This is a genomic window from Micromonospora carbonacea (assembly GCF_014205165.1).
In the GTDB taxonomy this organism is placed as follows: domain Bacteria; phylum Actinomycetota; class Actinomycetes; order Mycobacteriales; family Micromonosporaceae; genus Micromonospora; species Micromonospora carbonacea.
On record NZ_JACHMZ010000001.1, the window covers coordinates 3779351 to 3790378 of the forward strand.

9 protein-coding genes are annotated in these 11028 nt (G+C 73.2%); 2 read left to right on the plus strand and 7 right to left on the minus strand.

The genetic code is table 11. The features are described 5' to 3' along the window. Nucleotides 1–14: 14 nt before the first annotated feature. From HDA31_RS16155 to HDA31_RS16175, 5 genes are all read right to left on the minus strand, one after another. Nucleotides 15–1049 carry an ABC transporter ATP-binding protein gene (locus HDA31_RS16155; RefSeq protein ID WP_178064569.1) on the minus strand — a complete coding sequence of 345 codons (1035 nt, stop codon included), beginning with the start codon at nucleotides 1047–1049 and terminating at the stop codon, nucleotides 15–17. Beyond that, on the minus strand, nucleotides 1046–2083 hold the full coding sequence (locus HDA31_RS16160) for an ABC transporter ATP-binding protein (protein WP_246384596.1): 1038 nt from the start codon (nucleotides 2081–2083) through the stop codon (nucleotides 1046–1048). Before HDA31_RS16160 ends, HDA31_RS16155 begins: the two co-directional genes overlap by 4 nt. Further along, entirely contained in the window at nucleotides 2080–2937 is an 858-nt protein-coding gene (locus HDA31_RS16165) for an ABC transporter permease (protein WP_178067353.1), read from the minus strand. The genes HDA31_RS16160 and HDA31_RS16165 overlap by 4 nt, the downstream gene beginning before the upstream one ends. Nucleotides 2938–3038: 101 nt before the next feature. Beyond that, nucleotides 3039–3983, minus strand: coding sequence for an ABC transporter permease (locus tag HDA31_RS16170; protein ID WP_178064568.1), 945 nt, complete (start codon nucleotides 3981–3983; stop codon nucleotides 3039–3041). 16 nt (nucleotides 3984–3999) lie between these two features. Next, nucleotides 4000–5538, minus strand: coding sequence for an ABC transporter substrate-binding protein (locus HDA31_RS16175; protein ID WP_178064567.1), 1539 nt, complete (start codon nucleotides 5536–5538; stop codon nucleotides 4000–4002). A 237-nt stretch (nucleotides 5539–5775) separates the two neighbouring features. Here HDA31_RS16175 and HDA31_RS16180 point away from each other — a divergent pair, with 237 nt between their 5' ends. Further along, the gene (locus HDA31_RS16180; protein ID WP_178064566.1) at nucleotides 5776–6345 is read left to right on the plus strand and encodes an STAS domain-containing protein; all 570 of its coding nucleotides are present in this window, start codon (nucleotides 5776–5778) and stop codon (nucleotides 6343–6345) included. A gap of 21 nt (nucleotides 6346–6366) precedes the next feature. Here HDA31_RS16180 and nhaA read toward each other — a convergent pair whose 3' ends face one another. Then, nucleotides 6367–7680 carry a Na+/H+ antiporter NhaA gene (nhaA, locus tag HDA31_RS16185; protein ID WP_178064565.1) on the minus strand — a complete coding sequence of 438 codons (1314 nt, stop codon included), beginning with the start codon at nucleotides 7678–7680 and terminating at the stop codon, nucleotides 6367–6369. Nucleotides 7681–7904: 224 nt separating this feature from the next. On the opposite strand from nhaA, the gene HDA31_RS16190 reads away from it, so the two are divergent. Next, nucleotides 7905–9260 (plus strand): extracellular catalytic domain type 1 short-chain-length polyhydroxyalkanoate depolymerase, encoded by a 1356-nt coding sequence (locus HDA31_RS16190; protein ID WP_178064564.1) that lies wholly within the window; start codon nucleotides 7905–7907, stop codon nucleotides 9258–9260. Nucleotides 9261–9441: 181 nt separating this feature from the next. Here the strand turns inward: HDA31_RS16190 and HDA31_RS16195 are convergent, their stop codons facing one another. Further along, the gene (locus HDA31_RS16195; RefSeq protein ID WP_178064563.1) at nucleotides 9442–10365 is read right to left on the minus strand and encodes a sulfite exporter TauE/SafE family protein; all 924 of its coding nucleotides are present in this window, start codon (nucleotides 10363–10365) and stop codon (nucleotides 9442–9444) included. Nucleotides 10366–11028 lie beyond the last annotated feature (663 nt).

Genomic DNA, 11028 nt, shown 5'->3' on the forward strand with positions numbered 1-11028 from the left:
GGACGCCGCCGGGGTCAGGCCCCGTCCCGCATGGCGCGCACCGCCTCGCCCGCGTACAGACAGGCGGCCCGCTGACCGGGGGCCACCTCGACCAGCGCCGGGTCGACCTCGGCGCAGTCCGGCCGGGCCTGGGGGCACCGGGTCCGGAACCGGCAGCCGGCGGGCGGGTCGACCGGGCTCGGCACGTCGCCGCGCAGGATGATCCGCCGCCGGCGCCGCTCCACCTTCGGGTCCGCCACCGGGACGGCCGACAACAGCGCGGCGGTGTACGGGTGCGCCGGCTGCCGGTAGAGCTGCGCCGGGGTGCCGGTCTCCACGATCCGGCCCAGGTACATCACGGCGATCCGGTCACTCATGTGCTCGACGGCCGCGAGGTCGTGGGCGATGAACAGGTACGTCAGTCCCAGGTCCCGTTGCAGCGCCCGCAGCAGGTTCATGATCTGCGCCTGCACGCTCAGGTCGAGCGAGGCGATGGGCTCGTCGAGGACGATCAGGTCGGGCTCCCCGGCCAGCGCGCGGGCGATGCCGACCCGCTGGCGTTGCCCGCCGGAGAGCTCGTGCGGGTGCCGGCCGGCGAGGTCGGGGCGGAGGCCGACCAGTTCCAGCAGCTCGGCGACCCGGCGGCCGCGGGCCTGGGCGGAGCCGGCGAGGCGGTGCACCACCAGCGGCTCGGCGACGCTGGCCCCGATCGTGCGCCGGGGGTCCAGCGACGCCTGCGGGTCCTGGAACACCATGGCCACCCGTCGACGCAGGCCGCGCAGCCGGCGGCGGGACCACCGGGTGACGTCCCGGCCGCCGACCCGCACGCGTCCGGAGGTCGGGTCGACCAGGCGCAGCAGCGCCAGGCCGGTGGTGGACTTCCCGCTGCCCGACTCGCCGACCAGCCCGAGCGTCTCGCCCCGCCGGACGGTCAGCGACACCCCGTCGACGGCCCGCACCTGCGCGCCGCCCCCGGCCGGGAACCACACCCGCAGGTCGTCGAGCTCGGCGAGGGGCTCCGGCGGCCCGGCCTGCGGCGTCGGCGCGGCCGGGACGGTGTCGGTGCTCATGCGTCCTCCCCGCCGGGATAGAAGGTGCGTACGTCGTGACCGGGGGCCACCGGGACCAGCGGCGGCAGCTCGTGCGCGCACCGGGCGTCGCCGCGCACCGGGCAGCGGGGCCAGAACGCGCAGCCGGGCGGCAGGTCCAGCGGGCTCGGCGGCGCGCCGTGGATCGCCGGGAGGTCGCCGCCGGCATGCTGCGGGTCCGGGCGGGCCGCCAGCAGGGCCCGGGTGTACGGGTGCGCGGGCGCGTCGAAGACGGCGTCGACGTCGCCCCGCTCGACGATCCGGCCGCCGTACATGACGGCCACCGTGTCGGCGACCCCGGCGACCACGCCGAGGTCGTGGGTGATCCAGACGACGGCGGTGCCGAGCCGGCGGCGCAGGTCGGCGACCAGCTCGACGATCTGCGCCTGGGTGGTGACGTCGAGCGCGGTGGTCGGCTCGTCGGCGATGAGCAGGGCCGGTTCGCAGGCCAGGGCCATCGCGATGACCACCCGCTGCCGCATCCCGCCGGAGAACTGGTGCGGGTACTCGTCGACGCGCCGGCCCGGCGACGGGATGCCGACCAGGTCGAGCAGCTCCACGGCCCGGTCCCGGGCCTGCCGGCGGGTCATGCCGAGGTGCTCCTCGCACGCCTCGGACACCTGCCGGCCCACGGTGAGCACCGGGTTGAGCGAGGTCATCGGGTCCTGGAAGACGAAGCCGACGTGCCGTCCGCGCAGCCGCCGGCGGCGCGGCTCGGGCAGCGCGGTCAGCTCCTCGCCGAGCAGCCGGACCCGGCCGGTGACCGTGGCCGCGCGGGGGGCCAGGCCGGTGGCGGCGAGCACGGTCATGCTCTTGCCGCTGCCGGACTCGCCGACCAGGGCGAGGGTCTGCCCGGCCCGCACCGACCAGTCGACGCCCGCGACGGCGCGGGCCGGGCCACGTCGGGTGCCGATCGTCACCGTCAGGTCCTCGATGGCCAGCACCGGCGCGTCGTCGTCGCGGGCGGCGGGGCCAGGCCCGGCGTCGTCGCGGGCGGCGGGGGGTGGTGTGCTCATGTCCTGCTCCTGTTCGCCTCGCTGACGGTGAGCTGGCGCGGGTCCAGCACGTCGCGCAGCGCGTCGCCGACGAGGTTGAAGGCGAGCACGGTGAGGAAGATCGCGGCGCCGGGGAAGACGCCGAGCCACCACGCCTCGGTGACGAACCCGCGCCCGTCGTAGAGCATCCGGCCCCAGGCGGGGTCCGGCGGCTGCACGCCGAGGCCCAGGAAGGACAGGGCCGCCTCGGAGAGGATGGCGAACGCCAGCGACAGCGACGTCTGCACGATCAGCGGGGCCGCGACGTTGGGCAGCACGTGGCGGCGGATGATCCGCGCGTCCGACGCGCCGATGGACACCGCCGCGCGGACGAAGACCTGCTCGCGTACGGAGAGCACGCCCGCGCGGGTGACCCGGGCGAAGATCGGTGTGTAGACCACTCCGATCGCGACCATCGCGGTGACCAGGCCCGGCCCGAGCACCGCCACGATCGCGACGGCGAGCAGCAGCACCGGGAACGCGAACAGCACGTCCATGCCGCGCATGAGGACGTTGTCCACCCAGCCCCGGTACCAGCCGGCGAGCAGGCCCACGGTGACCCCGACCAGCAGCGCGATGCCGACGCTGACCAGGCCCACCTCCAGGGAGACCCGGGCGGCGACGAGGACGCGGCTGAGCACGTCGCGGCCCAGCTCGTCGGTGCCGAACGGGTGGTCGAGGCTGGGCGGGCGCAGCATCCGCTCGACGTCGACGTCGTTGACCCCGGCCGGCGCCAGCCACCGGCCGGCCACCCCGACGACGAGCAGCAGGAGCAGCACGACGGCGCCGGCGACGGCCGGCGGGTCGTGGCGCAAGGCGGACAGCGTGCGGCGCAGCGTGCCGTCGGACCCGCCGCGCGCCGCGGCCCGGTCCGCTCCGCCGCTGACCGCAGCCCGGTCCTCGCCGCCGCTCACCGCAGCCCGGTCCTCGCCGCCGCTCACCGCAGCCCGATCCGCGGGTCGAGGCGGGCGTAGAGGACGTCCACCAGCAGGTTCATCAGCAGGAACAGGGCGGCGACGAAGAGCACCGCGCCCTGGAGCACCGGGTAGTCGCGGGCCTGGACGGCGTCGTAGGTGAGCCGGCCGACGCCCGGCCAGGCGAACAGCACCTCGATCACGATCACCCCGCCGACGAGGCTGGCCAACTGCACCGCCACGACGGTGACCACGGGGATCAGCGCGTTGCGCAGCACGTGCCGGACGACCACGATCCGGGCACGCAGCCCCTTTGCCTCGGCGGTGCGCACGTAGTCCTCGGCGAGCACCTCCAGCACCGAGGAGCGGATGAACCGGGTGAGGATCGAGGCGGTGACCAGCCCCACGGCCGTGGCCGGCAGGACCACGTGCGACGCCCACCGCGCCGGGTCCTCGGTCAGGGCCACGTAGCCCGACGGCGGCAGCCAGCCGAGCACCCCGGCGAAGAGCAGGATGCCCATGATGCCCATCCAGAAGTCGGGCACCGACACGCCGAACTGGCTGAACACCCGGGCGGCGTGGTCGAGGGCGGACCCGCTGCGCACGGCGGAGAGCACGCCCAGCGGGAAGGCCACGAGCAGGGCCAGCAGCACGGCGGTGACCGCCAGCGACAGCGTCGCCGGCAACCGCTCCAGCACGATCGTGGTGACCGGCTGGCCGCTGCGGAAGCTCACCCCGAGGTCGCCGGTGAGCGCGTGGCCGACGTAGCTGAGGTACTGCGCGACCAGCGGCCGGTCGAGGCCGGAGCGCTCCCGCAGCGCGTCGTAGGTCTGCTGGTCGAAGCGGGTCCCGAGGGCGACCCGGACGGGGTCGCCGGGGACGAGCTGGAGCAGCAGGAAGACGACGAGCGTCACCCCGAACAGGACGACGACCGACTGGAGCAGCCGGCGTAGGACGAAGCGTGTCATGTCTGCCCCCGTCAGCTCACCTGTCGAGGGCGACGTCGCGGAACCGGATGGCCCGGTCGGAGCGGACCTGGTAACCGGTCACCTGCTTCGACCAGCCCTGCACCACGTCGGGGTTGTAGAGGTAGATGTAGCTGGCGTCGTCGACGATCTGCTTGGCCGCCTGGTCGTACGTCCGCTTGCGGGCCGCCGGGTCGGTCTCCGTGCGGCCGGCGTCGAGGAGCCTGTCGACGGCGGGGTTGCTGTACTTGTGGAAGTTGAACGTCGCGCCGGTGCGGTGCTGGGCGTAGTAGAACTCGTCCGGGTCGATGTTGCCGAGCCAGCCGAGCAGGAACGCGTCGAAGGCCCCCCGGCCCTGCTCGTCGAGCCACTGGGCGAAGTCGAGGGTGCGGATCTTCACGGTGATCCCGACGTCTTTGAGCTGGGCGGCGATGACCTGGGCCGCGCTGACCGTCTCCGGGTACTCGGTGGTCACCATCAGGTCCAGGGTCAGCCCGCTGACGCCGGCCTGGCCGAGCAGCTGCCGGGCCTGCGCCGGGTCGTGCCGGTACGGCGCGTACTCGAAGTGCCAGGAGCTGCCCTTCGGGATCGCGGTCTGGTTGACCGTGGCCTGCCCGAACTTGGCCGCCTTCGCGATCGCCTCCCGGTCCAGGGCGAACGCGATCGCACGGCGCACGTTCACGTCGTCGTACGGCTTGCGGCCCTCGTTGAGCGCGAGGTACCAGTAGTCGGTCGACGACCGCGACTCGACGGTGACGTCGCCGCCGTTCTCCTTCAGCGCGGCGACCTGCTGGGGCGGCAGGTTGTCGGTCCACTGGACCTCGCCGCCGCGCAGGTTCTGGAGGGCGACCGTGGGGTCCTTGACGAAGGTGAAGCGGACCCCGTCGAGCGTGGGCTTCGGGCCCCAGTAGTTGTCGTTGCGGGTGAGCTGGATGCTGTCGCCGGAGGTGTAGCCGGCGACGGCGAACGGCCCGCTGCCCACCGGCCTGGTCTTGATCGCCCCGGACTCCACGTTGGACTTCTCGACGATCGCGACGCCCTTGAACCCGCCGAGGCTGGCCAGCAGGTTCGGGGTGGGCTTGGTGAGCGCGACCACCACGGTCGTCGGGTCGGGCGCGGTCACGGACTTCACGGTCTCGAACCGGTAGGACTGGTTGAGCTTCTCCGAGATGATCCGCTCGTACGAGTAGACGACGTCCTCGGAGGTCAGCGGCGACCCGTCGGAGAAGCGCACGCCCTCGCGGAGGGTGAAGGTCCAGGTGAGCTGGTCGGCGCTGGTGGTCCACTTCGTCGCCAGCGAGGGACCCATCCGCAGGTCGGGGCCCGGCTCGACGAGGGTGTCGTAGACGTTCTCCAGCACCTGGAAGCTGTAGTAGGCCGAGGTCCGGTGCGGGTCGAGCTGGTCGGGTTCCCCGCCGATCGCGGCGTTCAGCGTGCCGCCGGCGCCCTTGCCGCCGGTGTCGCCGGCCCCGTCCACGTCGACGCTGTCGCCGGCGCCGCACCCGGCGGCGGCGAGTGCGAGCGCGAGCACGGCGCCGACCATTCTGGATCTGGTCATGGACCCGGTCCCCCTCCGTCAGCGAGGCGCGGGAGTGCTCCCGCCTCCCGACCTCCTTGCCCGCGGTGTCCGGCGGACGAAACCTGCGTCGCCGCCCCGGCCCGCCGCCGGGCGCGGCCACGGCGGTACCGGCCCAGGTGAGGGCGGTTTCGTCACACAACCGTCATGGAACCGGGGGGTGCCCTCCAAAACCGCGTACCAGGGTGGGGGCTGCCGCCGCCGAGGAGAGGAGGCCGGATGACGGTCGTACCGGACGATCGCCTGATGACGCTGATCTGCGACGACTGCGGCGACACGACGACCGGCAACGCGTGCGTGCTGCCCGACGCCGAGGTCGTCTGGACGCTGGTGTCCGAGCACGGCTGGAGCGGCTCGCCGTTCGCCGTCGGCCCGCACCGGTGCCCGCCGTGCAGCATCGCCGGCCCCGCGCCGAGCCAACTCCTCGGGCTCGACCAGGTCGACGGCTGCGACGACGCGCCCGGCCACGGCGAGGACCGGCTGCGCGCCGCCCTGCGCGACGCGGTCGAGTTCGACGGGCGGGCCGTGGTGGACCTGCACGACATGGAGCAGATCGACCCGGCCGGGCTGGGTCTGCTGGTGCGGGCCCACCAGGAGGCCCGGCAGCGGGGCGTCGTCCTGTGCCTCGCCGCGCCCTCCCGGTTCGTCCGCACCGTCCTGCACACCATGCGGCTCGACGGCCTCTTCCCGACCTTCGCGACCCGGCAGGAGGCCCTGGCGGCGACCGGCCCCGCGCTGACGGCGACCGGCCCCGCCCTGACGGCGACCGGCCCCGCGCCGGCCCGCTGACCCGGCGCGGGGCGCGGCGGCTCAGGCCGACCGGTCGGGCTGCGCCTGGTAGACGTCGGGCACCCCGTCCCGGTCGCGGTCGACGGTCTCGGCCTCGTGCACCCGCCGGTAGGCCCGGCTGCGGACGCGCAGGATGACGGTGGCCAGGCCGGCGGCGAGCAGGGATCCGGTGAGCACGGCGACCTTGACGTGGTCGTCGCGCTCGCTGCCCAGGCCGAAGGCGAGCTCGCCGATGAGCAGGGAGACGGTGAACCCGATGCCGCCCAGCAGCGCCAGGCCGAACACGTCGAGCCAGTTCAACCCCTCGTCGAGGTCGGCGCGGGTGAACCGGGACACCAGCCAGGTCGCCGCCATGATGCCGATCGGCTTGCCGAGCACCAGGCCGACCACGATCCCGACGGCGACCCGGTCGGTCAGGGCGGTGGCCAGGCCGGCGAGGCCGCCGACGGTGACACCGGCGGAGAGGAACGCGAAGACCGGCACCGCGACCCCGGCGGAGAGGGGCCGGAACCGGTGCTCGAAGTGCTCGGCGAGGCCGGGACCGGCGTCCGGGCCGCCCGCGGCCCGGCTGCGGACCACCGGAACGGTGAACGCCAGCAGCACGCCGGCGACGGTGGCGTGCACCCCGGACTCGTGCATCAGCACCCAGGTCACGGCGGCCAGCGGCAGCAGCAGCCACCAGGACCGGACCCGGCGCTGCACCAGCAGCCCGAAGACCGCCAGCGGGACCAGCGCGCCCAGCAGCGGGCCGACGGCCAGGTCGGAGGTGTAGAAGACGGCGATGATCACGATGGCGAGCAGGTCGTCGACCACCGCGAGGGTGAGCAGGAAGGTGCGCAGCGCCGCGGGCAGGAAGCGGCCGACGACGGCGAGCACCGCCAGGGCGAAGGCGATGTCGGTCGCGGTGGGGATCGCCCAGCCCCGCGGAGCGTCGCCGCCGGCGATGAGGTGGTAGAGGAGGGCGGGCACGAGCACGCCGCCCATGGCGGCGGCCACCGGCACCGCCGCGCGGCGCGGGTCCCGCAGGTCCCCGGCGACGAACTCGCGCTTGAGCTCCAGCCCGGCGACGAAGAAGAAGATCGCCAACAGGCCGTCGGCGGCCCAGGTGGCCAGGCTGAGGTCCAGGTGCAGCGCCGCCGGACCCAGCCTGAGGTCCCGCAGCGCCTGGTAGCCGTCGGCCCAGGGGGAGTTGGACCAGATCAGGGCCAGCAACGCGCCGACCAGCAGGAGCGCCCCGCCCACGGTCTCCCTGCGCAGGATGCCGAAGATGCGGCTGGTCTCACCCCACGAGCGTCGGGCGAGCAGGCTGGGGCGGCGCCGGGGGGCGTCGGTCACGGGGAACTCCTCGTCGGCTGGGCAGCGTCGTCTCGTCGCCGACCAGACTTCCCGGCACACCGAAGCCCTACCCTAGCCGCTTTCCGGGCCCGAAACTTCCGCTGGTTGCCACCCTCACTCCAGCTATCCATACTGATGAACGTTCCTGAGCCGGACGTGGTCGGAGGCCGGGCAGCCCCGATCGGAACCTCGCCCCATCGGCACTCTCCGGAGGAACCTGCCCCATGAGATCAAGGACGAAGCTGCTGGGCGCCGCCCTGGTGGCCGCCGCAGTGGCCGCGCTCGCGGCTGTCACGGCACCCGCGCCCGCGTCGGCGGCGGCGCTGACCGAGGTCACCAACTTCGGTGCGAACCCCAGCAACCTGCGCATGTACCTGTACGTGCCCGACCGGGTCGCGCCCCGGCCGGGCCTGCTGGTCGCGGTGCACTACTGCACCGGGACCGGCCCGGCGTTCTTCAACGGCGCCCAGTTCGACGAGCTGGCCAACCAGTACGGCTACATCGTCGTCTACCCGTCGGTGACCCGCAGCAGCCAGTGCTTCGACGTCTCCTCGCCGCAGGCGTTGCGCCGGGACGGCGGCAGCGACCCGGTGGGCATCAAGTCGATGATCGACTACGTCCGGGCGCGGTACCCCGTCGACGCGGACCGGATCTTCGCCACCGGCGTCTCCTCCGGGGCGATGATGACCAACGTCCTGCTCGGGCTCTACCCCGACGTGTTCGCCGCCGGCGCGGCCTTCGCCGGCGTCCCGTTCGGCTGCTTCGCCACCACGAACGGCTCGGAGTGGAACAGCGACTGCGCCAACGGGCAGGTCACCAAGACCGCCCAGCAGTGGGGCGACCTGGTCCGCAACGCCTACCCGGGGTACACGGGCAAGCGGCCCCGGATGCAGCTGTGGCACGGCACCAACGACGAGACCCTGCGCTACCCGAACTTCGGCGAAGAGGTCAAGCAGTGGACGAACGTGCACGGGCTGAGCCAGACCCCGACGTACACGGACACCCCGCAGTCCGGCTACACCCGCACCCGCTACGGCGGCAACGGCACCATGGCGCCGGTCGAGGCGATCAGCATGGCCGGGGTCTCGCACAACCTGCCCGTGGACGCCGCGCAGGCCATCCGGTTCTTCGGCCTGGACAACGCCACCCCGCCCACGACGCCGCCGCCCACCACTGCCCCGCCGACCACCCCACCGCCGACCACGCCGCCGCCGACCACCCCACCGCCCACGACGCCGCCGCCGACCACGCCGCCGGCCGGCGGGGGCTGCGCCGTCGGGTACACCGTCAACGCCTGGAACACCGGCCTGACCGCCGCCGTCACGATCACCAACACCGGCGGCACGACGATCAACGGCTGGAGCCTGGCGTTCACGCTGCCGGCCGGGCAGAGCATCACCGGCGGCTGGAACGCCACCTACTCCCCCGCCAGCGGCGCGGTGACCGCCCGTAACGTCTCGTACAACGGCACGATCGCGCCGAACTCGTCGGTCAGCATCGGCTTCCAGGCCGACCACACCGGCAACACCGCCAAGCCGGCCTCGTTCACCCTCAACGGGGCGGCCTGCTCGGTCTCCTGAGTGCAACCCGGTGGCGGTGCGCTCCGCCACCACCGTCGCCGGCGAGGGCGCGCACCGCTTCCGGTGCGCGCCCTCGTCACGAATCCGACATGCCGACCGCCGGCACGGGGGTCCGGGCGGGACTCCCGTGCCGGCGGCCCACACCGGCCCGCGCGCCGGCTACGGCGGGCCCGGCGGGCGGTCAGTTCGTCGCGGTGGCGGGCTCCCCGGGACCGTCCCCGGCCACGACCGGCTCGACGGTCCGGTCCGCCAGGTGCTGGCGCACCGACCAGGCCACGGCGGCCGCCCAGGCGGCGACGATGACCAGGTAGCTGGCGTACCGGATGCCGGCGGAGGCGTCGATCCAGTCGCTGAGCAGCAGGGTCCGCACGTTGGTGAGGATGATGACGCCGCCGACGGCGGAGCCGAGGACCCGCGGCGGCACCATCCGCACCAGCCAGGCGGCGATCGGCGCGGCGATCATGCCGCCGAGCAGCAGCGCGCCCACCCAGCCGAAGTTGATGCTCTCCGACCCGATCCCGACCAGGAACCCGGCGCTGGCGGCGATCGCCACCAGGAACTCGCTGGTGTCGATGGAGCCGATCACCCGACGCGGCTCCATCCGGCCGCTGGCGAGGATGGCGGGGGTGCCGACCGGGCCCCAGCCGCCGCCGCCGGTCGCGTCGACGAAGCCGGCGACGAGGCCCAGCGGGCCCAGAAAGCGCTTGCGCAGGGGCAGCCCGACCCGGTCGCGGGGCAGCCCGGAGACGGTGAACCGGACCAGCACGTAGACCCCGAGGGTGAGCAGGATCAACGACATGATCGGGGCCGCGGTCGCGGTGGAGAGGCTGGACAGGAACGTGGCGCCGGCGAAGGCGCCGAGGGCGCCCGGCACGCCGACCCTGCGGACCACCGTCCAGTCGACGTTGCCGAAGCGCCAGTGGGCGGCGCCGGAGACGAGGGTGGTGCCGATCTCGGCCAGGTGAACAGTTGCGGAAGCACTCGCGGCGCTGGTGTTGATGGCCAGCAGCAGTGTTGTCGACGTCACGCCGTACGCCATGCCGAGGCTGCCGTCTACCAGTTGCGCACCGAGTCCCACAAGGGCGAGGAGAAGGAGTTTACGCACAATATCCGCCGATCCGAAAGACAAAAGGGGGTCTGGCAGCGCCGGGCGGGGACGGCGGTCGAGGCGGACCGCACCGCCCCGGCGAGCCGAGTCTGTGCAGGTACAGGGATTGTCGTAGGCGACGCCGGCCGCCCCATTGACGGGCGACCGCGTACTAATCATTCCGACAGATTGGGTAAAACGCTCGTTAAGCGGGGCTACGGTGCCGCCGCCCGGTCGCGGTATCGGCTCGCCCAGCGCGACCGCCGGCAAGACCGTCGCTGAACTCACCGCCTGTGGTGAACCGCACTCGATGCGGTCCGCGTCGTTACCGCAGCTAGCGTGACGTGGGTCACAACACGCCGTCTACCAGGGCCTTCGCTGATCGCCCGGCGAAGCTCACCTCACTTTCGGTGAATGTCGAAGTTAATCGATGGGTAATAGCGATGACGACATTGACAGGGATCGTTGAGGTAGTCCGCAACCCCTGGCAAGACCCGTTCCACATCGTGAGACAGAACGACTAGAATCACCCACTGCCAGGGAATGTCCGGAGAGCGTAAAACAATTTCGTAATGAACTCGACAATCGCCGCACCGCGGCGAGCGGTGCCGTTCGCACCCCCCGCCGTCCGAGTTCGCGGCCATTTTGCCTGGCCACCTCACCGGCAAATCCCGCCGCCTT